Source organism: Rhizobium sp. FY34 (assembly GCF_005222845.1).
Lineage (GTDB): Bacteria > Pseudomonadota > Alphaproteobacteria > Rhizobiales > Rhizobiaceae > Neorhizobium.
The window spans coordinates 316,895-340,642 of sequence record NZ_STFZ01000036.1 but is presented as its reverse complement, the minus strand read 5'-3'; the positions used below and the strand labels follow the sequence as shown (position 1 = coordinate 340,642).

Below are 23,748 nucleotides of genomic sequence, written 5' to 3'. Positions count from 1 at the left end.
CAAATTGAACTATGCTTTGCCATCCCGGAACCGGGCGGCGCGCAATCAGCCGACGATTTCGGTTTCGGCGAACCAGTAGGCGATTTCCTGGGCAGCGGTTTCCGGAGCATCCGAACCGTGAACCGAATTTTCGCCGATCGACAGGGCGAACTGCTTGCGGATCGTGCCTTCGTCAGCATTGGCCGGGTTGGTGGCGCCCATGATTTCGCGGTTCTTCAGGATGGCATTTTCGCCTTCGAGAACCTGAACGATCGTCGGGCCGGAGGTCATGCCTTCAACCAGTTCGCCGAAGAAGGGGCGTTCCTTGTGAACGGCGTAGAAGCCTTCGGCTTCGCGCTTGCTCATCCAGACGCGCTTGGAAGCGATGATGCGCAGGCCATTGTCTTCGAAGACCTTGGTGATGGCACCGGTCAGGTTGCGCTTCGTTGCATCGGGCTTGATCATGGAGAAAGTGCGTTCGATCGCCATTGCGAGAAATCCTTGGTTGTCTAGGGATAAGTGGGCGGTGTTTAGCCGCCCCGAATCACGAAGACAAGGGGGAGCCGCGAATTTCACGGCTCCGTCATATTCGCGGTTCGTCAGCGGGGGAGCCCGCCACAGCATGCTTGAGAACGTCAGGCGACTGCGCGGCCCATGGCCCCATGCAGATCCAGGCAGCGCTCGAACCAGTCAAGAACCGGATCACCAGCCGGCAGCAGATCGCGCCCGGTGGTGATGCGGGCCCACTGGAACGCACCAAACAGGATATAATCGGCAAACAGCGGGCTTTCACCACCCAGATAGGGCTGGAACTTCAGCATGTGACGCATGGGCTCAAGCTGCGCCCGCAGCGTGACAAGCACATCATCGCGGCCGGCCACGACATCCTCCAACGTGCGGCCAAACAGCGTTTCGCGACTTTGCCGGAAATAGGCCTGGTCAGGCTCGTCCAGCATATCGTGAATGTCCTTCAGCGCAATTCTTGCCAGAAGTGGATGAACGAGCATCTGGGAAAAGCCTTCGACGAAGCGCGCCAGTGCCTTGCCGCCCTCCCCGCCAAACAGCGTCGGGCGATCCGGATAGGTGTCTTCCAGATAGAGCGCGATATCAAAACTGTCGCGGATCAGTATCTGGCCATCCTTGAGGATCGGCACGGTCTTCGAAAATCCGTTTTCCAGCGTCGGGACCAGGGTAAACGGCACCGGCTTTTCGACGAAATCCAGCCCCTTATGGGCAAGCGCCATCGATGCCTTCCAGCAATGCGGTGAAAAGGGGCGGCTCTCGTCACGTCCGCAAAGCGAATAGAGAAGTCTGGTCATGGCAGGTAGCCTCATTGCAAATGGAGGTCATTCAACCGCGCAGGGCATAGAAGATCAAATCAGGAAATTTCATCGGAACTATCACCCCTTTTTGACCGCCACCGTTGTAAGAACAGATCTCAACCAATGACGGGAGAAAGATGATGATCAATCATTTCCGAATGTTTGCCGATTATAACTGCTGGGCCAATGCCCGCATTTACGATGCCTGCGGCCAACTGAGCGACGAGGAGTTCCGCGCAGACAAAGGCGCATTCTTCGGCTCTGCCCAAGGCACCCTCAACCATATTCTTGCGGCAGACCGGATCTGGCTGAAACGCTTCACCGGCACCGGCGATGTGCCGACATCGCTGGGCGCCACTCTCTATGAGAATTTCGCCGACTTGCGCGCCGCCCGTGCCGCAGAAGACCAGCGCATCGTCGACTGGTTGGACGGCCTCACCGATGCCGATCTCTCGGCGATCATTTCCTATACGCCCGTGACGACGCCGAATAAGATCGCGCTGCCGCTTGGACCGCTCCTGTCCCATGTCTTTAACCACCAGACCCACCATCGCGGGCAGGTTCACACTATCCTGACCACGCTCGGACAGCCCTCCGCGGTGCTCGATCTCGTCTATTTCCTGCTTGGTGATGGCAAGCGCTGGCAATAGGCGCCCGTCTCTCTTGCATCGCAGCACGACTTCGGCCAAAACCGCGCCATGATTACCATCAATGATCTTTCCGCGCGTATCGCCGGCCGCCTTCTTCTCGATCACGCCAGCATCAGCCTGCCGACCGGCATCAAGGCCGGTCTTGTCGGCCGCAATGGCGCAGGCAAGTCCACGCTGTTTCGCGTCATCACCGGCGATATGGGCTCCGAAAGCGGGTCCGTATCACTGCCCAAGTCCGCCCGCATCGGCCAGGTGGCGCAGGAAGCGCCGGGCACCGAAGACAGCCTGATTTCCATCGTGCTGGCCGCCGACAAGGAACGCACCGCGCTGATGGAGGAAGCGGAAACCGCGACCGATCCCAACCGCATTGCCGACATCCAGATGCGCCTCGTCGATATCGACGCGCATTCGGCCGAAGCCCGCGCCGCCAGCATTCTGGCCGGCCTTGGTTTCAATTCGGACGCTCAGCTTCGCCCGGCCTCGGCTTTTTCCGGCGGCTGGCGCATGCGCGTGGCATTGGCGGCGGTGCTGTTTGCCGAGCCCGATCTGCTGCTGCTCGACGAGCCGACCAACTATCTCGACCTTGAAGGCACGCTGTGGCTGGAGGACTATATCCGCCGCTATCCGCATACGGTCATCATCATCAGCCATGACCGCGACCTTCTGAACAATGCCGTCAATGCCATCGTGCATCTCGACCAGAAGAAGCTGACCTTCTATCGCGGCGGCTATGACCAGTTCGAGCGCCAGAAGGCCGAGAACGACGAATTGCAGATGAAGTCCAAGGCGAAGAATGACGCCGCGCGCAAGCATCTGCAGAGCTTCATCGACCGTTTCAAGGCGAAAGCCACCAAGGCCAAGCAGGCTCAGAGCCGCGTGAAGGCGCTGGAGCGCATGGGCACGGTGGCGGCTGTGATCGAAGACCATGTTCAGCCGATCACCTTTCCCGAACCGGAAAAGCAGCCCGCGTCGCCGATCATCGCCATCAATGGCGGCGCGGTCGGCTATGAGCCAGGCAAGCCGATCCTGAAGAACCTCAACCTGCGTATCGATGCCGACGATCGCATCGCGCTCTTGGGCTCGAACGGCAATGGCAAATCCACCTTTGCCAAGTTCATCTCTGGCCGCCTGGCCCCGGAAAGCGGCGACCTGCGCCTGGCCCCCAGCCTGAAGATCGGCTTTTTTGCCCAGCACCAGCTGGATGATCTCGTGCCGGAAGACACGCCGGTCGAACATGTGCGCCGCCTGATGCCGGCCGCGCCGGAAGCCAAGGTTCGCGCCCGCGTGGCACAAATGGGCCTTGCGACAGAAAAGATGAACACCGCCGCCAAGGATCTGTCGGGTGGTGAAAAGGCCCGCCTGCTGATGGGGCTTGCAGCCTTCCACGCGCCGAACCTGCTGATCCTCGACGAGCCGACCAACCATCTGGATATCGACAGCCGCCGCGCGCTGATCGAGGCGCTGAATGATTATGATGGCGCCGTCATCCTGATCAGCCATGATCGCCACCTGATCGAGGCAACCGTCGACCGGCTCTGGCTTGTCAATGACGGCACGGTCACCACATTCGAAGGTGACATGGAAGAATATCGAGATCTGATCGTCTCATCCGGTAAAAAAAAAGAAGAAAAAGTTGATATAGGTCTCGATGCCGGAAAAAAGGCCGAGCAGCGCAAGGCCAATGCCGAAAAGCGGGCCTCGTTGGCGCCATTGAAGAAAAAGATCAATGAAGCCGAAGCCTTGACGGCAAAGCTTGAAAAGCTGATCAAGGCGCTTGATGCAGAGCTTGCAGATCCGGCGCTCTATGAGAAGTCTCCGGCAAAGGCTGCCGACAAGGCAAAGCAGCGCGGCGAGGCAGCAGCCAAGCTTTCCCAGGTAGAAGAACAGTGGCTTGAACTGTCTGCGGAGTATGAAGAGGCCATGAACGCTTGAAGAGACTGGACAGTCTCTTGGCGTAATCCGAGCAGTATTCTACAATTACGCCCGTGCGGCCATTGAAACTGCGTGGCACACCGCGCTTCATCCGGCTTCGCTTACACTTATTCGAATATAATTTTATCTTTTCGTATTTTTAGCACAATCTTAAGTACAAGCCCCACATCATTATAGCGTATTTGAAAGCAGATACACGGATCCCGTGCCGATCACCCAGGCGCGGCACCGATGTTTTCGCTCGCCTGGCAGACCATGAAACGATCATCACGTACACATGAAAGCCGCGGTCGTCCCGTCCGCGGAAGATGACGCATGGCTGCCGATGACGGAGGACGGCATACGGCAGCTGCCGTTCCGCTTCTTCCACCGCATGGAAGTGGCAGATGCGTGCCATTTCATCTCGGATTTAGGGCCGGCCGTCATGAAGACGGTATGCCCCCTTTCTGGATAGGCAAGATGCTCCGTTCAATGTCTCTGAAGACTTCACTCACCTCCGCATTTGCACTTTTGCTGCTGCTCCTGGTCTTGCAGGGAGGATTTGCGCTCTCTTCGATGCGTGGCATCTTCACCAATGTCGATGGTCTGGCCAATGATGCCGTTCCAAGCGTCGATATCACCAACCGGCTGAATATCTCGATCGCCAATCTGCGTGGCCTCCAGACACGTCATATCCTGACGACCGAGCCGAAGGCTCTGGATGAAGCCGACAAGGTGCTGGACAAGGAGGTCAAGAAGCTGAGCGACCGGATGGCGATCTATGAGCCGATGATCCATATGCCGCAGGAGCGCAGCGCGTTTGAAGGCTTCAAGCTGGCCTCGGCGGAATATCTACGGCTGCATGAACAGCTCGTCGCCCTGTCCCGCGCCGGCAAGAAAGTGGAAGCCTCCGCCCTGCTGACCGGCGAGATGGTCAAGAGCTATGAACGGATGGACGACTTTGCCGATCAATTCCGCGATGTGAACGTGGCCGAGGCAAAGCGCATGTACGAAGACAGTGCCGACCAGTTCTGGCAGTCGATCATCCGCAACGCCGTCCTGCTGGCAGCCGGTGCCCTGGCCGGCATTGCCGCCATGATCTTCGTCTCGCGCGACGTATCGCGTCCCATCGAACGTATCACCAGGCTGATGCGCCGACTGGCCGATAGCGACCTGACCATCCAGATACCCTATCTTGATCGCAAGAACGAGATCGGCGAGATGGCTGGAGCCGTCGAAGTCTTCAAGACAAACGCCATTCGCGTGCAGGCGCTGAACGCCCAGGAAGAGCGTATGCACCAGAAATGCGAAGATCTGCGCAATGCGATTGGCGGCATGGTCGCGGCGGCCGTCGAGGGCGATTTCACCCTGCGCATGAACCAGGACTTCGGATTTGCAGACCTCAACGCCTTTGCCGGGTCTATGAATGAACTGGTCGAATCCATCGACACCGGCCTTGGCGAAACCCGTCGCGTCATCGGCCTGCTTGCGGATGGCGACCTGACCGGCAGCATGCGCGGCCACTATACCGGCGCCTTCGCCGAACTTCAGCACAATGTCAACAGCACGATGGATACGCTGCGCGCCATCATCAGCGAAGTCAGGCATTCGATCGACCAGATCAATTCCGGCTCCGGCGAATTGCGATCGGCCTCCGACGATCTGGCAAAACGCACCGAGCAGCAGGCGGCCGCACTGGAGGAAACTTCTGCGGCGCTCGAGGAAATCACCACCGCCGTTCGTCAATCCACCGAGCGTGCGACAGTCGCGACGCGCAAGGTGGATGATGCCCGCCGCAGCACGGACAATTCCAGCACTGTCGTCGGCGATGCTATTTCGGCCATGCAAAGGATCGAGCAGGCCTCGGGTCAGATCGGCCAGATCATCAATGTGATCGACGAGATCGCCTTCCAGACGAACCTTCTGGCGCTGAATGCTGGCGTCGAAGCCGCGCGTGCCGGCGAAGCTGGAAAGGGCTTTGCCGTCGTTGCGCAGGAAGTGCGAGAACTGGCGCAACGGTCCGCCGGTGCGGCAAAGGACATCAAGGCACTGATCACCAAGTCCAGCGAAGAGGTTGGTTCGGGCGTGCGTCTGGTTACCGCCACCGGCGAAGCCTTGGCGCAGATCCGCCAGCATGTCGAAGGCATCAATGACGAGGTGCACCAGATCGCCTCGACATCTGCCGAACAGTCGAGCAGTCTGCAGGAGGTCAATTCGGCCGTCAGCCAGCTGGACCAGGTCACACAGCGCAATGCTGCCATGGTGGAAGAAACCACTGCCGGCACCAATCGACTGGCGGATGATGCCTATAACCTGTCCATACTGATCGCCCGCTTCAAGCTGGAGCAAGGCGAGCGGCGGCTTCAGCCCATGCCGGCCAATACCAATCCCGCGACATCTGCATCTCGAAAGCTTGCGTCAGGCGGCGCAAGGGCGCGTTAAGATCAAGCATATAGTTCCGACATTTGCATCGCTCACCAGCATTTTCGCGGGCAAATGTCGGAACCACGATCAATGCCATGATTTTATTGGGATTTTCGAATTCTACATTTGATCGGCGAGCGTTCCGCAAGCGGATATCGACTATGAATTTCAATCCACCAGCACCGTCCTTGTTGTGGCGCTGAATATACATTACCTTCTTGGCGTATATTCACGAGGTGACGCCATGCCGCTCTATGTGCGCGATGAACAGGTGAACCAACTCGCCGAACAGGCCCGCAAGATCCTCAAGGCCCCGACCAAGACGGACGCCATCCGCCAGGCTCTCGAGCGCGTGGTGAACGAGGAGGAGCAGCGGGTGCCGCTTGCCGAGCGATTGGCAAGGATCAAGCAGCGTTACCAGAGCATGGGAAGCGTCGATCCCAATTTCGATGAGAAGGCATTCCTTGACGAGATGTGGGGCGATGTCTGATGTTCCTCGATACATCCGCCATCATTGAATATTTCCTCGATGGGCCGGACTATGAGCGGATTTCGACCGCCCTGGCCACGTCCCCAATGCCTTTTTTCACATCGCCAACCGTGCTGTTTGAAGCAACCTCCGTGCTTGCCGGCAAGCGACAGATTGGCGTGGATGAGGCCACCGCGCTGATCGAGGCATTCCTCGCCGAACTGAACGCCGAAATTCTACCGGCAACGCGCGAAACGGCCATCGCCGCGCTCGATGCATTTTCCCGCTTCGGCAAGGGGCGTCATCCGGCACGCCTTAATTTTGGTGATTGTTTTTCCTATGCAGGTGCCAAGGCGGCAGGCGCCGGTCTCTTGTATGTCGGCGAGGATTTTCGCCGGACGGACCTCGCCTGAGCCAATGTCAGTCATCAATTGCAGAGGAGCAGCGCCATGGATCTCTTTCTCGAAAAGGACGACGATCCGCAGACGCTGGACTTCGTGCGCGCGCGCAACGCCCTGTCTGAAACCGCCCTTCAATCGCCGGAGTTTGAAGCGGACCGCGATGCGATCCAGTCCATGCTGGAGCGGGAAGACCGGCTGATCGTGCCGTCTCGCCGTGGCGACTGGCTGTTTGATTTCCGCCGCTCTCGTGACAATCCTCTGGGCCTGTGGCGCCGGCTGCCGGCCGACCAGCCCGCCACACCGGATGCAGCCTGGGAAACCGTCTTCGACGTCGACGCCTTCTGCGTGGCTGAGGGAAAACGCTGGATCTTCGGCGGCGCGAAGACCTGCCCCTGGGAGCCGACGCGCGTGCTGCTGATGCTGTCTGACGGCGGATCTGACCTAACACGCCTGCTGGAATTTGACGCAGAGGAAAAGCGCATCGTGCCCGGCGGCTTCGATACGCCGGCCGTTCGCTGCCATGCCAGCTGGCTGAGCCGCGACGAAATCTGCTATTTCGGCTCGATAGACGAACGCTCCGCCACGCAGTCCGGCTGGCCAAGGGTGGGGCGGCGCCTGAAGCGCGGCCAGAACCCGGCGGATGCGGCCATTCTCTATGAGGCGGCCAAAAGTGATGTGACCGGCCATGCCTTCGTTCTGGATCCCGCTCTACTGGGCAGCAAGGAGCAACGACAGATCCGCGTGTTTACTGCCAGCCATGAAATCGGCAAGACCAGTGTCCATGCCGAGGATGCAGGCGGACAGTTGCGGCGGTTCGACCTGCCGGTGGATATCGATTTCGACCTCAACCACAGCCATATTCTCTGGCACGCCAAATCCGATGCTGAGGTTGCGACCGGCAGCCTCGTGCTGCAGGGGTTTACGCCGTTTGGCGCGGCACCACTGGAAGAGACGCGCCGCACTCTCGTGCCGGCGGCCGCTGGCCGTTCGATCCGCCAGTTTGTGCTGTTGCGCGAATGGGCCGTCTATATCGTCGAGGATATGCTGCAGCCGCGCCTCTATGCACTCGATCTGACAATACCCAATGCAGAACCTCTGGCAATCGACCTGCCGGCAGGCGTTGAATCGCTCTATGTCTCGCCCCTCTTTTCAAACCTTCATCTGGGAGATGACACGCTTTGGGTGGTCGGCCAGGGTTTCCTGATGCCGCCGACCCGCTATGAGCTGCGGCTACAGGACCGCCGTGTGCCGCCGGCGCTTACCCCGCGGCAATCAGCCCCGGCCTATTTCGATGCGGACGGCATGCAGAGCACGCTGCTGGAGGCGGTATCTGAGGATGGCACGAAGGTGCCCTATCGTCTGGTGCTGCCGAAGACATGGACCATGGGCGAACTGCCGGTGCTGATCTATGGCTATGGCGGCTTTTCCGTCTCGCTGGGGCCGACCTATTCCGGCGTGACGGGCCGTTTTCTGGCGGAGGGCGGCGCCTATGTGCAGGCCTATATCCGAGGCGGCAGCGAGTTGGGCCCCGATTGGCACAGAGCCGCCAAGCGCCACGGGCGGCACAAGGCATTTGAAGATTTCGTCGCGATTTCGCGCGATCTCGTCAAGCGTGGTTATTCGACACCGGCGCGCATCGCCTGCACCGGCGGTAGCAATGGCGGGCTGCTGACGGGTGTGATGCTGACGCGCTATCCGGATGATTTCGGCGCCATCTGGTGCCGGGTGCCGGTTCTCGACATGACCCGCTTCCACATCTTTCCGGCCGGCAAGGCCTGGATGGATGAATATGGCAATCCGGACGACGAAGCCGACCGCGCCTATCTGCTCTCCTATTCGCCGCTGCACACGATCAGGCCGGCAGCAGATACCACCTACCCTGCCATCTATATCGAAAGCTCCAGCAATGACGACCGCGTGCATCCCTCGCATGCAAGGCGGTTTGCCAAGGCGCTGGAGGAGGCAGGCCATTCGCCGCTGTTTCACGAATATGGCTCTGGCGGACACGGAGGTGCGGGCAATTCCGCCGAAATGGCCGCCCGCACGGCCATGGGCTACAGTTTCCTGCGGCAGACCATCATGAAAGCTTGATCGGCTTTTCCCCTTGCGCGGCGGCTGAAACGCCGTGCAAGGGATCGCTTAAACGTTAGAGATCAGGCCGCAGCCAGCGCCTTTTCGATATCCTGGATCGAATGACCGGTGAGGTCCTTGTCGAGTTCGCCAATCAGCACATCCGACAGCGACTTGTGATAGACCTTGCGCATTTCGCCGAGCGTGCGCGGCGAGGCAATGATGACGAGGTTCTTGATCTTGCCGCTCAGGACCTGCTTGTTGAGCATATCAACAACACCGGAGCCAAAGGCATCTTCGTTCTGCTGGCGGTCATCCGGGTTGGCCGCGCTGCTGGGATGGCGGGCGCCGGACGAAATGGTCGAGGCGTCGATCTCATCGGATGCCATGGCCTTCAGCTTGGGATGCATGGCATCGCCATCGTTCTGGAAAAGGCTGAGCTTTTCACCGTCAGCGACGGCAATGACTGTGTTCTGCGGAAGGTGCATCGGAGTTCTCCATGGTATCGAGCGCCTGTACCCATTGCGGGAATGGCACTGCCTGGTGCAGTTGGCACTGTAACCCTTCAGCCTTCGATGTGTTCCCTCACCGGCCAGAATTGCCACTGCCAGCGCGGCTCGACGGAGATGTCGGCAAACTCTTGTCCTGTCTGGTTGCGGAGACGTTCTATTGCAACGCTCTAAAATGAGTGCCTCCTATACTCCGCGTTAACTATGTTCGTTGAAAGTATATCAACCTTCGCCCGTTGATTCCCTTTCATCCAGAGTTCCCGCCCCATGTCATGTCGCGTTCTGTGTGCCGCAGCCGTCCTTGCTGGCCTTCTCACCTCCTGCGCCGGTCGCCCCATGGGTGAAGGCGGAACGCTTGTCTCAGCCTTTGCGCCCTCGCAGGCTCGCGATGCGACCGACAAATTCGATGCCGATCAACCGGTCGCACTGACGCCTGTCGCCTGGGGCCGGGTCAATAATCCCGCAGCGCTTGCCGGGCGCACAATCGAAGTCGCCTCGATCTCCGACATCGTGCTGCGCGACAAAGAGGTCGTGTTGACCTTTGATGATGGCCCGATGCCGAAGAAAACCGAGAAGATCGTCGGCATTCTCGACGAATATGGGGTGAAGGCGACCTTCCTGATGGTTGGTGAAATGGCAAAGGCGCATCCCGACATTGCCCAGCTGGTGGCGCGCCACGGCCATGCGATCGGCAGTCATACCTATCGCCATCCGAACCTGCGCAGCCTGTCCTTCGAGGCAGCCCTTGCCGAGATCGAGAAGGGCCAGCAGGCGGTGCGCCTTGCCACGCACCAGGAGCCCGGTTTCTTCCGCTTCCCCTATCTCGCCGATACGAAGAAGCTTCGCAGCGCAACCTCAGCCGAAGGCATGGTGGTGCTCGATGTGGAAATCGATTCGAAGGATTATTTCAGCGTATCGCCGGCTGCTGTCGCCACACGCACGATGAGCGCGCTTCGCGCCCATCGCAAGGGCATCATACTGCTGCACGATATCCATAACCGCACAGCCGCCATGTTGCCCGCGCTTCTCACGCAATTGAAGGCTGAGGGCTACAAGGTCGTCCACCTGCACCGGGCAAGACCGTCTCTGATGATGGCTTCGCTCGATTGAGTGATTGATTGCGGATGAACGCAAAACGGCCCTCCCGAAGGAAGGCCGTTGTTCATCTCATTGTCCTTGGGAACCTATCAGGCCTTGAAGCCGCCGCGTACCGCAGTCTCTGCCAGCGGCAGGCGCGGGCTTGGCATTTCGCGGCCCTGCAGCGCTTCCGGCAGAAGCGAGGCTTCGCCCTGCTTGCCGATGGCGACGGCTGCATGCAGCACATGGCCTTCCGGCAGGTTCACGGCCTTGGCCATGGCGGCCTTGTCGAAGCCGGCCATGGCATGCGAGGCAAAGCCTGCCATATGCGCCTGCAGCGCCAGATAGCCCCAGGCAGTGCCGGCATCGAAAGTGTGGCTGCCGTTCTCGGATGCTTCCGTCTTGCCGGGCGCAGTGAAAGTCGTAGCGCTGGCGACGATGACCAGGGCCGAGGCCTTCTGCGCCCAGCTCTGGTTGAAGGGAATGATGGCGTCGAGAATGGGCTGCCAGCCGTCATCGCCGCGCAGGGCATAGATGAAGCGCCAGGGCTGGGCGTTGAAAGCGGACGGCGCCCAGCGGGCGGCTTCGAGCAGGCCGAGCAATTCTTCTTCGCTCATCGTTGCCTCGGTAAAGGCACGCGGCGACCAGCGGGCGGTAAAGACATCGGCGACAGGGTGGTCGGCGGTGCGGATAGGTGCGGTCATGAGATCAAGGCTCCATTGTGCGATGCCATGAGCTAGCAAGCCGTTTCGCACCGCACAAGAGCTTCCCATGGCGCAATCATCACCGAGCGTTTCAAAGCCCTGGCTTCACGCCTTCTTGACCCAGCGCCCTTCCGGCGATTGCTGCCAATAGGTCAGGCCGTGGCCCTGACTTTTCAACCGCTTCCACTCGGCGCGCGCACCTTCCAGCTGGGCGGCATCATAGCCGTCGAACATGAAAACCACACGCTCATAACCAGCCAGATCCGGCGGCTCGGCACCGTCCACCAGAAAGCGGACGGTCGCGCCATTGGCATTGTCTCCGGTCACGGTGAGAAGCACCGGCTGCTCAGCCGGCATCTCCCCACGATCGGTACCATGCGGCAGAAAGCTCTCCTCGCGATAGGTCCACAGATGCTGGTCGAGCAGGTCGCGGCGTGCCTCCCCCACCGTCTGCAACACGACGCGCCAGCCCCGCTCGACGCTCTTTTCGAGGAGAGCCGGCAGCGCATCCTCGAGCTTCGATTCGGTCAGGTGGTAGAAGAGAACCTCGGTCATGGTCCGGATCAGGCCTCGTAACGATCGCGGACCAGCTGGTCGAGCAGGCGTACGCCATAGCCCGATCCCCAGGACTGGTTGATCTCGTTGAGCGGTGAGCCCATGGCGGTGCCCGCCACATCCAGATGCGCCCAGGGTGTATCGCCGACAAAACGCTTCAGGAACTGAGCAGCTGTGATCGATCCGGCATAGCGCCCGCCACTGTTCTTCATATCGGCGAATTTCGAATCGATGATCTTGTCGTAATCCTTACCGAGCGGCATGCGCCAGAGCGTCTCGCCACTTTCCTCGCCGGCAGCCAGAAGCGCATTGGCCAGTTCGTCATCGTTGGAGAAGAGACCGGCATGCTGGGTGCCGAGCGCCACGAGGATGGCGCCGGTCAGCGTGGCGAGATTGATCATGATCGACGGCTTGAAACGCTCCTTGCAATACCAGAGCGCATCCGCCAGCACGAGACGGCCTTCGGCATCCGTATTGATGATCTCGATCGTCTGGCCGGACATGGAGGTGACGATATCGCCCGGACGCTGGGCATTGCCATCCGGCATGTTTTCCACCAGACCGAGAATGCCGATGGCATTCACCTTGGCCTTGCGGGCAGCAAGCGTGTGCATGAGGCCGATCACGGCGGCTGCGCCACCCATATCGCCCTTCATGTCTTCCATATTGGCGGCAGGCTTGATGGAAATGCCACCGGTATCAAAGACCACGCCCTTGCCGACGAAGGCGACAGGGGTTTCGCCTTGCGTGCCGCCCTTCCACTGCAGGACAGCCAGCCGCGGCGGACGGGCAGACCCTTGCGCCACGCCGAGAAGCGCCCCCATACCCAGCTCGCGCATCTCGGTTTCGGTGAGGATCTCAACCTCGACGCCCAGCGTTTCCAGCGCCTTGGCATGACCGGCAAATTCGACGGGTCCAAGCACGTTCGGCGGCAGGTTGACCAGTTCGCGCGCCAGGTTGACGCCAGCGGCCACGGCCTGAGCCGCCTCGAAAGCGGCTGCCGCTTCGGCATGAACGGCAGTAACAATCGTTACATCTATGGATTGAGGCGCCTTGTCATCGTCATCGGCCTTCTTCGTCTTGTAGGCATCGAAGGAATAGGCGCGCAACAACATGCCGAGCGCCAGATCGGCGGCCTTTTGCGCCGTCACGTCCAGACCGGGCGCATCGAGAAACACGGTGACGCTTTTGGCGCGCTTGAAAATGCTGGCGGCCTTGCCGCCGGCGCGCAGCCAATCATAGGATTTCAAGTCATCCACCTTGCCGCAGCCCAGAACCACCAGCCGCCCGAAGGGCGACTGATGCGGCGCGACGATATCGAGAACCGTCAGCCGCTTGCCCGAAAAGCCGGCAATGCCGGAGGCCCGCGCAATCACGGCAGCCGGATCGGCCACGGCTGCACCGGCGGCAGGGCCATCGCCCACGAGCGTGAGGAGAATACCGAGGTCAGCCTCATGTTGGGATGCGGATGCAAAGCGGATGGTGAAATTCGAGGACATTTTTTCTCCGGAAGACAGAGGCTGGATATTTCAACGACGTCTATCGCATATCTGGGACAGCCAGCGTTCGGCGCAAGGGCCGATTGCCTGTTGCGCCAGGAGCGCCGCGATCTCGTCACGATGGGGTGCCAGTAACCGGCAGAGAGCACCGAGAAGCGAGGCATATCCCGTTTGGCATTGCACGGCCAGTCGTTGCGCATATTTTAGGGAGCCTGTTTCGAACCGATTGCGGGCACATTCAGAATGCCCACAGACTGCATCACCTTCAAAATGACACAGGGCTAAAAAAAACGGTGGCGGGGCACAGCTTTGTGAGCTCCTCTCTGTCGCCATCCTCCTCCAAATTGCTTAAGACCGCAGATATTGTCGGCAGCACCACAGCCACCGGAACAGAATGAAGATCATCGAAACGTACATATTTCGGCGCGCGCTCCAGATGTTTCTGGTGACCCTGTTGCCGGTGCTGACGATCATCTGGACGATTCAGGTGCTTGGGCGAATCAATCTGGTGACCGACACCGGCCAGTCGATCGGTGCCTTCATCACGCTTGCTACCTTCATCCTGCCGACGATCATTCCGGTCGTTCTGCCGTTCGCCATTGTGATCGGCGTCACCCAGACGCTGAACACGATGAACAATGATTCCGAATTCGCTGTCATCGATGCCGCCGGTGCGGCGCGCTCGATCATCTACCGGCCGGTCATCGTACTCGCCATCCTCATGGCTGGCGTGTCCTTCATCACCACGAATTTTCTCGAGCCTGCCTCACGTGTGCGGGCCCGCGAAATGGTGGCTGAAGCCTATGCCGACCTTCTGTCTTCGGTCATCGAGGAGAAATCGTTCCGCAGCATTGAGGATGGTCTGTTTGTGCAGATTTCCGAGCGCCATTCCGGCCGTGTGCTGATCGGAATCTTCATGGTGGACTACCGTGACCCGGCCTGGGATCTCATTTATTATGCGCGCGAAGGCTCGATCGATCCGAGCGGCAAGACGCTGACGATGCGAGACGGCGAAGTGCATCGCAAGTCCGCCGACGGGCGAATCTCCATCGTCAAGTTCGTCTCCTATGCATTCGATCTGTCGTCGATGACCGAATCGACGGGCACGTCCTCGATCTATGCGAGCGACCGCAGTCTCGCCTTCCTCATCAACCCGGATCCGACGGACAAGACCTTTCTCAGCCAGCCGGGCAGTTTCCGCTCGGAACTGCATCGCCGTCTGTCGGACTGGATCCTGCCGATCGTCTTTGCGCTGGTATCGCTTGTGGTCGCCGGGAGCGCCCGCTCAAGCCGTGCCGCGCGGCTGCATCCGATGGTCGCGGCACTATCGATCTGCTTCATGATTCGCTGGCTGGCCTTCTATCTCGGCAATCTGGCCACCTATGATGCTGCCATCGTTCCGCTGATCTACGGCATCCCGGTCGGCATCGGCGCGCTTGCCGTCTTCATGCTCGCCACAAATCGAAGGCTTGAATTGCCGGCTTTCCTGACCAACCGCACGGCGCGCTTGATGCGCAAGGCGCAGGCCAGCATTGAAAAGATCGGTCCCGGACCGACAGGAGGCGCGGCATGATGTCCCCGACCCTCTTCCGCTATTTTTTCAAGCGCTACATCGTGACCGCCTGCTGGTTCATGATCGGCGTATCGGGCATCATCTTTCTCGCCGATTTCAGCGAGACGAGCAGGCGCATGTCGGCTTTTGTCGGCTATACCGTGCCCGGCGGCCTGCTGATGACGGCGCTGCGGCTGCCGCTCATTCTCCAGCAGACCGTACCGACGCTGACGCTGTTCATCGGCATGACGACGCTGATAGCTCTCAATCGACGTTCCGAACTGGTGGTCGCACGCGCCGCAGGCCTTTCTGTCTGGCAGTTTGCCATGCCGTTCATAGCCGGTGCCTTCATGGTCGGCGTCGCCTCGACTGTCGTGCTCAATCCGCTGGCGGCCTGGGGACAGGATCGCGCCACCTCGATCGAGACCGACTGGCGCAAGGCAAGCAATGCAGCCAAGGCATCCAACTTCCTGCCATGGCTGCGCCAGATCAGTGATGATGACGACACGATCATCGGTGCGAAGAGCTTCGATAACGGCGGACGGCAGCTGTATAATGTCGTGCTGTTCCACTTCGACAGGAACGGCCAGGTGGTCCTTCGCCAGGATGCGGAGTCGGCCATCTTGGAGCATGGTTACTGGCAGCTTAACAACGTGCTGGAAACCCGCTCCGACTCCGCACCCCGGCGCCTTCCTACGGCGCAGGTTCGTACCAATCTGAGGCCGGAATTCTTGGAAGAATCGCTTTCGAAGCCCGAGGCCGTTGCTTTCTTTGACATTTTAAGAAAAATTGACGTAGCGCGCTCATTCGGCATTTCGACGAAGGCGCTGGAGACGCAGTTTCATTCGCTCTTGTCCTTGCCACTGCTTCTGGTGGCAATGACGCTCATCGCCGCCACCGTTTCCCTCCGCTTCAGCCGCGTTGCACAATCGCGCTCGGTGATTCTGGGTGGAATCGTTTGCGGCTTCGTGCTTTATGTTGTGACGGTGCTTGTGAAAGCATTCGGGAGCAGCGGGGTTGTTCCTCCCTTCGTGGCGGTCTGGATTCCAGTCGTCGTCGCGATGGCACTCGGGGCAACGATTCTGCTTCATCAGGAGGATGGCTAGTGGCGGTAATTGACCGCGGGAATATCAGACGGCTTATTGCGGCCCTGCTGACCGGCACGGCTGTGTGTATCGCAGTTGCTTACCCGTTTCCCGTTCTTGCCCAGGGGTCTCCCCTGGCACCTGAAGTCGCCGACGGAGCAAAACTGCTCCTGCGGGCGAACGAACTTACCTATAACAAGGATGCCGAGCGGGTGACCGCTGTCGGCGGCGTGCAGCTGGTTTACAATCGTCACCGCATGGTGGCCCAGCGCGTGGAATATGACCAGAAGACTGGCCGCGTGATGGCGACCGGTAATATCGAACTCGTCGAGCCCGACGGTAACCGCATCTATGCGGATTCGCTGGATGTGACGGACAACTTCTCCGAAGGTTTCGTCAATGCGTTGCGCGTGGAGACGACCGACAATACCCGCCTGATCGGTGAAAGCGCCGAACGACTTCCCGACGACAAGATGGTGCTGAACAACGGCGTCTATACCGCCTGCCTTCCCTGCGCCGCCAATCCCGGCAAGGCGCCTCTCTGGCAGGTGAAGGCCCAGCGCGTCATCCGCGATGGCCAGTCCCACACGATTCGCCTGGAACACGCCAGGTTTGAGCTCTTTGGCATGCCGATCGGCTACCTGCCCTTCATCACGGTTCCCGACGAAACGGTCGAGCGCAAGTCCGGCTTCTTGTTTCCGCGCATGGCCATGACCGACAAGCTCGGCTTCGGCATGACAGTGCCCTATTATCACGTCTTCTCGCCCAGCATGGACGCGACGATCAGCCCGACCTATTACACCAAGCAGGGCCTTCTGCTGCAGGGCGAGATCCGCAACCGTTTCGAGACGGGTGACCATACGCTGCGCTTTGCCGGCATCAGCCAAAAGAGCCCCAGTGCATTCGACGCGGGAACCAGCGATGCCCGCGCGGAGCAGCGCGGCATGATCGCCTCGACCGCGACATTCGAGATCAATCCGCGCTGGACCTTCGGCTGGAACGTAATGGCCCAGACGGACAACAACTTTTCCAAAACCTACAGGCTGAACGGCGTCAATGCCAGCCCGTACACCAATGAGATCTATCTGACGGGCATCGGCGCCCGGAACTATTTCGACCTGCGCAACTACTATTTCGACATTCAGGACACTGACCACGAGCGCACCGCCGAAAAGCAGCAGGCCATCGTATACCCGTCACTCGACTATACCTATTACGCGCCGGACCCGGTGGCTGGTGGTGAATTTTCGATCACCACCAACTTCACCAATCTGTCGCGCAGCCGTGACGATTTCTACACGGAAGGCAATTCGACACGCTATCGCGGCGTCGAAGGCGGCTACACCCGTTTCACTTCGGAAGCGGAATGGAAGCGCACTTTCACCAGTGACGAGGGGCTGCTGCTGACACCGCTTCTGGCCGCGCGGGGTGACGGCCTGCGCCAGACGGATACCGGCGTACCAACATTCAACGGCGTCAGCTATGACGGAAACTACTCAGATTCCAGCGGCAACAGCCGCTACATGGTCACCGCTGGCCTGGAGGCCCGCTTCCCGATCCTGATGTCGACCGCGACCAGCACGCATATCATCGAGCCTATGGCGCAGATCTTTGCCCGTCCCAACGAGCAGCTCGCCGGCGCACTGCCCAACGAGGATGCGCAAAGCTTCGTCTTCGACGCGACCTCGCTGTTCGAGCGCGACAAGTTCTCCGGCTATGACCGGACCGAAGGCGGTACGCGCGCCAATGTCGGCATTCGCTATAGCGGCTCGTTCGACAATGGCATCGGCCTTCGCGGCATTGTCGGCCAGTCCTACCAATTGGCCGGTATGAACTCCTTTGCCACGTCCGACCTGGTCAATGCCGGTGCAGATTCGGGCCTGGAGACCGATGTGTCGGACTATGTCACCATGGCGGCCATCGACCTACCGAAGGGCTATAGTATTCAGGGCCAGGGCCGTTTCGACGAAAAGACGCTGGAACTGCGCCGGGCGGATGCTTCGTTCAGCTACAATCTGCCGCGGGTCAGCGGATCACTGGTTTACACGAACATTGCCCCGCAGCCGGAATATGGTTCCACGGATCAGAGCGAGTATCTGAAGGCGACCAACTCGGTGCGAATCAACGAGAACTGGTCCGTGACGGGCACCGCCACCTGGGACATGAACCGGGATGACCTGATCCGTCGCGGGGTTGGCTTCACCTATGCCGACGAGTGCACGATCTTCACTGTGGCCTATTCGGATGAACCGGCCAGCACCGACGCCAATGACTGGACGGTGACGGCACGCCTGACCTTCCGCACAATCGGTGAAATTGCGGTCGGGACAGAGACCGAATAGCGGGGTTGCCACGCTGCATGCCCGGATCGTCATTGTTTCGCCGCATGAAGTATGCAATCGAAACGGCAGATTGAAATTCGCGACAGCGGACGGCCTTTGGGCCGTCCCTGCATGAGGAGGGGAAAATGATGTTTGCAAGCGTCGCATTGCGCCGTGCCGCCCTTGCCGCCACGGTTCTCGCTGCATCTTTCGTGGTCGAACCGGCAGCACATGTTGCCATGGCCGCCAGCGAAGTGGTTGCCGTCGTCAACAAGACCCCCATTACCAATACGGATGTTGCCAAGCGCGCCGCCTTCCTGCGCCTGCAGCGCAAGGGCGGCAATCTGCCGAAGATCGCGCGCGACGAACTGGTCGATGAAGCGCTGAAGCGCGAAGAAATCGCCCGCGTTCGCATGTCCGTCAGCACCGAGGATGTGGATCGGTCGTTTGCGCGCTTTGCCGCAAGCAACAAGATGACAGCCGAGCAGATGACCAAGGTTCTCGATCAGGCCGGCGTGACCGCCGAGCATTTCAAGGCCTTCATCGCCGTGCAGATGAGTTGGCCGCGTCTGGTCAATGCCCGTTACGGCAGCGGCAAGATCTCCTCGGAAGAACTGGTCAAGCGCATGATGGAGAACAAGGAAAAGCCGGTCACCACCGAGTATTTCCTGCAACAGATCATTTTCGTCGTGCCGGATTCCAAGCGCGCCGCCATCCTCAACAAGCGCAAGGCCGAAGCGGAAAAATCGCGCAGCAGCTTTCCGGGCTGCGACCAGTCCAAGGAATTTGCCAAGACCATGCTGGATGTTTCCGTGCGCAGCCTTGGGCGCGTGATGAAGCAGGAACTGCCGGAAGAGTGGAAGCCTCTGGTGGAGAAGGCTTCGCCGAACGGTACGACGGGCACCCGCGTGACGGAGCGCGGCGTGGAATTCATCGCCATCTGTAAGCAGCGCCAGGTTTCGGATGATACCGCCGCCGAAGTCGTGTTCCGCGCCGAGGATATCGGCAAGGAAAAGCAGTCTGGCGAGAACCCGAACGAGGTCAAATACCTCGAAGAGCTGCGCAAGAAGGCGCAGATCGTGTTTCCCTGATCGGATTGCAGATGCCGAATTTGCCGCTTGCCCTGACCCAGGGCGATCCCGCCGGGATTGGTCCTGACATTTCCATTTCCGCATGGCTGCGCCGTGCGGAGCTTGGCCTTCAGCCTTTCCTCTATATCGGCGATCCGGTAGCGCTTGCCGCCCGCGCCCGCATGATCGGCGTTGATGTGCCGATCCGCGAGGCGACGGCCGAGACGGCCTGGGATCTTTTCGATACCGCCCTGCCCGTTTTCTCCGTGCCGATCGGCGCGGAAATCGAGGCCGGCCGTCCGCATGTGGCCTCGGCCCGCAGCACGATCAGCGCTATCGAGACTGCGGTGGCGCTCTGCCTTGCCGGCAAGGCTGCGGCAACCGTGACCAATCCGATCGCAAAATCCGTGCTCTACGAGGCTGGCTTCGGCTTTCCCGGACATACCGAATTTCTGGCGGATCTTGCCTCCAAGGCGACCGGCAATCCCTGCAGGCCGGTGATGATGCTGGCCGGACCGAAACTACGCACCATTCCGGTGACCATCCATATTCCGCTGAAGGATGTAGCCTCGACGCTGACAGAAGACCTGATCATCGAGACCTGCCGCGTCGCCGACCATGATCTTCGCACCCGCTTCGGCATGGCGCAGCCGCGTCTGGCCGTCGCCGGCCTCAACCCGCATGCGGGCGAGGACGGAGCAATCGGGCTTGAAGACCGCGATCTCATCGAACCGGCCATCAGCATGCTGCGCGCCGAAGGCATCAATGCCTTCGGGCCTCTGTCTGCCGATACGATGTTTCATGACGAGGCGCGGGCCCGCTATGATGTGGCGATCTGCATGTATCACGATCAGGCGCTGATCCCGGCCAAGGCGCTGGGCTTTGACGATTCGGTGAATATCACGCTCGGCCTGCCCTTCATCCGCACCTCGCCAGACCATGGCACGGCCTTTGGCCTTGCAGGCCAGGGCATTGCGCGCGAAACGAGCCTGGTGGCGGCCCTGAGAATTGCCAGCGAGCTTGCGGGCCATGCTGCCGGTTCCCCCCGCTGATGGCAACGCTGGACGGACTGCCGCCGCTGCGCGATGTCATCGATCGCCATGGACTGGATGCGCGCAAGGCGCTTGGCCAGAATTTTCTGCTCGACCTGAACCTGACCCAGAAGATTGCCCGCACCGCAGGTCCGCTGGAAGGCGTCACCGTGTTCGAAGTGGGGCCAGGACCGGGAGGCCTCACCCGCGCCATCCTGTCGCTTGGGGCCCAAAAAGTGATTGCGGTGGAGCGCGATGCGCGCTGCCTGCCGGCTCTGGCCGAGATCGAGACCTATTATCCCGGCAGGCTCGAGGTGATCGAAGGCGATGCGCTGAAGACCGATTTCTCGGCGCTGGTGCCGCAAGATGGCCCGGTCAGGATCATCGCCAACCTGCCCTATAATGTCGGCACGCAACTTCTCGTCAACTGGCTTCTGCCGCCGGTCTGGCCGCCCTTCTGGCAGTCAATGACGCTGATGTTCCAGAAGGAAGTCGGCCAGCGGATCGTCGCCAAGCAGGATGACAACCATTACGGTCGCCTCGGCGTGCTGGCCGGCTGGCGAACGGAAGCCCGCATGGCTTTCGATGTGCCGCCACAGGCCTTTACGCCGCCGCCGAAGGTGACCTCCACCGTGGTGCATCTGACGCCGCGCGAGACGCCCTTGCCCTGCGATGTGGCAAAGCTGGAGCGCGTGACGCTGGCAGCCTTTGGACAGCGCCGCAAGATGCTGCGCCAGAGCGTCAAGTCGCTGGGCGGCGAAGCGCTGCTCACCCGCGCCGAGATCGATCCGGCGCGCCGGGCCGAAACGCTGTCGATCGAGGAATTCGTCCGGCTCGCCAACCTGATCTGAGGCAGACAGGCTCGGATTTGAAGGCCTCTCCGGGGGCAAACTCCTGAAACATAGCGGGCTGATAGCTGCTTCGGGTCGCGAGATTCAGAGCTATGCGACCGGATTTTGCGGCAGGCCGTCAGCTTTGCGCCAGAAGCGGGCTATTCACCGAAGGATGTCGAATGGTAGCGCTTGACCCGTTGAAGGTCGTCGTCCACTGGGCGGTCAAGAGGCAGCCGCCCTTGGGCCGCGTGCAGAATTCTCACGCACGCTCCTATTGACAATCTGTGAGTTTGCTGGCTTTTCTCGCGAAGGTTCCGAGCACCTGCCGCCTGCAGACGCAAGTCACGGTAAAGCCCGGCATATGACGATTTTTCTCACCCTCGAAGCATTTCGTCGGTGGCAATGCAGGCTCCCATCACAGTCGAAATGCCTCTTTGGAGGAGTGAGTGATGTCTTTGCGACAATCGCCCGAAAACCGTTTTTTGACTGCCTCGCCCAGCAGAATTTTTGCCGCAACCGCACTGCCTATGATCGCCATCATGGTGATGAACGGGATGCTGGGTATTATCGACGCCGTCTTTCTGGGACATATCGTCGGTGCGGACGCGATGGCGGCCGTCGGCATGGCCTTCCCAGTTCTGATGCTGACGATCGCGCTTTCGACCCTTGTTAGCGGGGGAATGTCCAGTCTGCTGGCTCGCCAGCTCGGCGCCGACGACCGTAACGCGGCCAACGCGACCTTCGCCGGTGCGCATGGACTTGCGTTGACGATCGCTTCAATGCTGATCGTGATCTTCTGTGCGGGCGGGTGGGGCTTCTCCCTGCGCATAGCGGGCTCCGATGGCGCGGTTGCCGAAATGGTGTGGATTTTCCTGGCAATCACCATATTCGGAACCCCGGTACAATTTCTGCTGGGTATTCATACCGATGCCTGGAGGAACGAAGGACGGGCCGGATTGATGGCGCTGATGTCGCTTGGGGTCACGCTCATCAACATTCTGCTGAACTACATCCTGGTTGCGGTGCTGGAGCTCGGTGTTGCGGGTTCGGCCACTGGCACGGTTCTGGCGCAGGCGCTGGGACTGGTGCTTCTGGCCGGGCTGCGCCCGTTTCTTGGGGGCATGATGCCGCTCAACAGTCTCTGGCGGAACCGATGGACCGGTAGTTGGAGGCGTATTGTTGCGCTGGGTGCCCCCGTCAGTCTGGGTTTTATCGGAATGGCGCTTTCGGCCGCCAGCGTGGTTCTCGCCCTCCGTATAGGAGGCGCCACCGATTACGCCACGACTATTGCCGCCTACGGCATCGTGACACGCATTTTTGGTTTTGCCTTCCTGCCAATCATGGCGATCGCGATGGCGATGCAGAGCATCGTCGGCAACAATGTCGGTGCGCGTCTCTACACTCGCTCGGATGCGGTCCTGCGGATCGCTGCGGCAACAGCATTTCTCTATTGTTTTGCAGTCGAGGTTTTGTTGCTGAGCAAAGGCACAGTCGTCGGAGCAGCCTTTGTCGCTGATCCGGATGTGATCGGCGAGGTCGGCCGATTGCTTCGTCCCATGGCAGCCGTCTATCTCTTTTCCGGGCCAGTTCTTGTGCTCGGGCTATATTTCCAAGCCATCGGCCAACCGGCCCGCGCGGCTCTTCTGACCATGGTCAAGCCGCTTATCCTGTTGCCTGTCTTGGTCACGATCGCTGCGGCAATGTTGGGCGCGGATGCGATTTGGTTCGCCTATCCTTTGGCCGATGGCGTGGCCGCAGTCATCGCAACTCTTGTGCTCGCCGTCGCCCTGAATGCGCGGGGAACCGCCGGTATCGGGCTCAAGGCCCTGGGGAGCATGTCATGACAGTCAGAAACATCGCAGAAGCCAAGGCGCATGCAAAATCTCTGAGGAATGCACTTGCCGCCGACGGCACCGTGTTGGGCCATGCCCAGGCACTGGAACTGGTCGCCCGGCAGAACGGCGCGCGCGACTGGAACACCTTGTCCGCCCGCCTCGCTAACGCTGCTCCTCCTCCGTTCCATTTGCACCAAAGGGTGCAGGGTCGGTATCTTGGGCAATCCTTCAAGGGCGAAATCAGCGCATTATCATCCTCGGGCTCGCTCTATTCCGTGACTGTCCGTTTCGATGAACCGGTGGACACGGTCACCTTTGACAGCTTTTCCAATATGCGCCGAGTGGTAAGAGCTACGGTGGATATCAATGGAACGTCCGTACGCAAGACATCAAACGGCACACCGCATCTGATACTAAGCGCATTATGAACCCCGGTGAGTTGGCCGCGTCC

21 protein-coding genes are annotated in these 23,748 nt (G+C 60.1%); 15 read left to right on the top strand and 6 right to left on the bottom strand.

Annotated features, from left to right (window positions below):
- Positions 1 to 45: 45 nt before the first annotated feature.
- Both ndk and E8M77_RS22785 read right to left on the bottom strand, forming a co-directional pair.
- Positions 46 to 468, bottom strand: a complete 423-nt coding sequence (ndk, locus tag E8M77_RS22790; RefSeq protein ID WP_042618581.1) for a nucleoside-diphosphate kinase — start codon at positions 466 to 468, stop codon at positions 46 to 48.
- A 146-nt stretch (positions 469 to 614) separates the two neighbouring features.
- Positions 615 to 1,298, bottom strand: a complete 684-nt coding sequence (locus E8M77_RS22785; protein WP_137132894.1) for a glutathione S-transferase family protein — start codon at positions 1,296 to 1,298, stop codon at positions 615 to 617.
- A 143-nt stretch (positions 1,299 to 1,441) separates the two neighbouring features.
- Here E8M77_RS22785 and E8M77_RS22780 point away from each other — a divergent pair, with 143 nt between their 5' ends.
- The 6 genes from E8M77_RS22780 to E8M77_RS22755 all read left to right on the top strand — a co-directional run bounded on the left by E8M77_RS22780 (position 1,442) and on the right by E8M77_RS22755 (position 9,247).
- Positions 1,442 to 1,951 carry a DinB family protein gene (locus E8M77_RS22780; RefSeq protein WP_137132893.1) on the top strand — a complete coding sequence of 170 codons (510 nt, stop codon included), beginning with the start codon at positions 1,442 to 1,444 and terminating at the stop codon, positions 1,949 to 1,951.
- A 48-nt stretch (positions 1,952 to 1,999) separates the two neighbouring features.
- Positions 2,000 to 3,883: an ABC-F family ATP-binding cassette domain-containing protein gene (locus E8M77_RS22775; RefSeq protein ID WP_137132892.1), complete on the top strand. Its 1,884-nt coding sequence runs from the start codon at positions 2,000 to 2,002 to the stop codon at positions 3,881 to 3,883.
- A 471-nt stretch (positions 3,884 to 4,354) separates the two neighbouring features.
- Positions 4,355 to 6,304, top strand: a complete 1,950-nt coding sequence (locus E8M77_RS22770) for a methyl-accepting chemotaxis protein (RefSeq protein WP_246659369.1) — start codon at positions 4,355 to 4,357, stop codon at positions 6,302 to 6,304.
- Positions 6,305 to 6,530: 226 nt separating this feature from the next.
- A complete protein-coding gene (locus E8M77_RS22765; RefSeq protein WP_137132890.1) occupies positions 6,531 to 6,776 on the top strand; it encodes a type II toxin-antitoxin system VapB family antitoxin in 246 nt (81 codons plus the stop codon).
- On the top strand, positions 6,776 to 7,168 hold the full coding sequence (locus tag E8M77_RS22760; RefSeq protein WP_137132889.1) for a type II toxin-antitoxin system VapC family toxin: 393 nt from the start codon (positions 6,776 to 6,778) through the stop codon (positions 7,166 to 7,168). The genes E8M77_RS22765 and E8M77_RS22760 overlap by 1 nt, the downstream gene beginning before the upstream one ends.
- Before the next feature lie 36 nt (positions 7,169 to 7,204).
- Positions 7,205 to 9,247 carry a prolyl oligopeptidase family serine peptidase gene (locus E8M77_RS22755; protein WP_137132888.1) on the top strand — a complete coding sequence of 681 codons (2,043 nt, stop codon included), beginning with the start codon at positions 7,205 to 7,207 and terminating at the stop codon, positions 9,245 to 9,247.
- Positions 9,248 to 9,309: 62 nt separating this feature from the next.
- Here the strand turns inward: E8M77_RS22755 and E8M77_RS22750 are convergent, their stop codons facing one another.
- Complete coding sequence (locus tag E8M77_RS22750; RefSeq protein WP_137132887.1) at positions 9,310 to 9,714, bottom strand: host attachment protein; 405 nt, start codon at positions 9,712 to 9,714, stop codon at positions 9,310 to 9,312.
- A 288-nt stretch (positions 9,715 to 10,002) separates the two neighbouring features.
- On the opposite strand from E8M77_RS22750, the gene E8M77_RS22745 reads away from it, so the two are divergent.
- A complete protein-coding gene (locus E8M77_RS22745) occupies positions 10,003 to 10,845 on the top strand; it encodes a polysaccharide deacetylase family protein (RefSeq protein ID WP_137132886.1) in 843 nt (280 codons plus the stop codon).
- A 77-nt stretch (positions 10,846 to 10,922) separates the two neighbouring features.
- On the opposite strand, the gene E8M77_RS22740 is transcribed toward E8M77_RS22745, so the two are convergent.
- From E8M77_RS22740 to E8M77_RS22730, 3 genes are all read right to left on the bottom strand, one after another.
- Positions 10,923 to 11,516, bottom strand: a complete 594-nt coding sequence (locus tag E8M77_RS22740) for a nitroreductase family protein (protein WP_137132885.1) — start codon at positions 11,514 to 11,516, stop codon at positions 10,923 to 10,925.
- A 105-nt stretch (positions 11,517 to 11,621) separates the two neighbouring features.
- Complete coding sequence (locus tag E8M77_RS22735; protein WP_137132884.1) at positions 11,622 to 12,071, bottom strand: DNA polymerase III subunit chi; 450 nt, start codon at positions 12,069 to 12,071, stop codon at positions 11,622 to 11,624.
- Positions 12,072 to 12,079: 8 nt separating this feature from the next.
- A complete protein-coding gene (locus tag E8M77_RS22730; RefSeq protein ID WP_137132883.1) occupies positions 12,080 to 13,570 on the bottom strand; it encodes a leucyl aminopeptidase in 1,491 nt (496 codons plus the stop codon).
- 394 nt (positions 13,571 to 13,964) lie between these two features.
- Here E8M77_RS22730 and E8M77_RS22725 point away from each other — a divergent pair, with 394 nt between their 5' ends.
- The 8 genes from E8M77_RS22725 to E8M77_RS22690 all read left to right on the top strand — a co-directional run bounded on the left by E8M77_RS22725 (position 13,965) and on the right by E8M77_RS22690 (position 23,725).
- Complete coding sequence (locus tag E8M77_RS22725; protein WP_137132882.1) at positions 13,965 to 15,143, top strand: LptF/LptG family permease; 1,179 nt, start codon at positions 13,965 to 13,967, stop codon at positions 15,141 to 15,143.
- On the top strand, positions 15,140 to 16,228 hold the full coding sequence (gene lptG / locus E8M77_RS22720; RefSeq protein WP_137132881.1) for an LPS export ABC transporter permease LptG: 1,089 nt from the start codon (positions 15,140 to 15,142) through the stop codon (positions 16,226 to 16,228). Before E8M77_RS22725 ends, lptG begins: the two co-directional genes overlap by 4 nt.
- Positions 16,228 to 18,549 (top strand): LPS-assembly protein LptD, encoded by a 2,322-nt coding sequence (locus tag E8M77_RS22715; RefSeq protein WP_137132880.1) that lies wholly within the window; start codon positions 16,228 to 16,230, stop codon positions 18,547 to 18,549. Before lptG ends, E8M77_RS22715 begins: the two co-directional genes overlap by 1 nt.
- Positions 18,550 to 18,674: 125 nt before the next feature.
- Positions 18,675 to 19,619, top strand: a complete 945-nt coding sequence (locus E8M77_RS22710; protein ID WP_246659368.1) for a peptidylprolyl isomerase — start codon at positions 18,675 to 18,677, stop codon at positions 19,617 to 19,619.
- Positions 19,620 to 19,630: 11 nt separating this feature from the next.
- Entirely contained in the window at positions 19,631 to 20,650 is a 1,020-nt protein-coding gene (pdxA, locus tag E8M77_RS22705) for a 4-hydroxythreonine-4-phosphate dehydrogenase PdxA (protein WP_137132879.1), read from the top strand.
- Positions 20,650 to 21,480, top strand: coding sequence for a 16S rRNA (adenine(1518)-N(6)/adenine(1519)-N(6))-dimethyltransferase RsmA (gene rsmA / locus E8M77_RS22700; RefSeq protein ID WP_137132878.1), 831 nt, complete (start codon positions 20,650 to 20,652; stop codon positions 21,478 to 21,480). The genes pdxA and rsmA overlap by 1 nt, the downstream gene beginning before the upstream one ends.
- A 431-nt stretch (positions 21,481 to 21,911) precedes the next feature.
- The gene (locus tag E8M77_RS22695) at positions 21,912 to 23,306 is read left to right on the top strand and encodes an MATE family efflux transporter (RefSeq protein ID WP_137132877.1); all 1,395 of its coding nucleotides are present in this window, start codon (positions 21,912 to 21,914) and stop codon (positions 23,304 to 23,306) included.
- Positions 23,303 to 23,725, top strand: coding sequence for a glyoxalase superfamily protein (locus tag E8M77_RS22690; RefSeq protein ID WP_137132876.1), 423 nt, complete (start codon positions 23,303 to 23,305; stop codon positions 23,723 to 23,725). Before E8M77_RS22695 ends, E8M77_RS22690 begins: the two co-directional genes overlap by 4 nt.
- Positions 23,726 to 23,748: the final 23 nt, after the last annotated feature.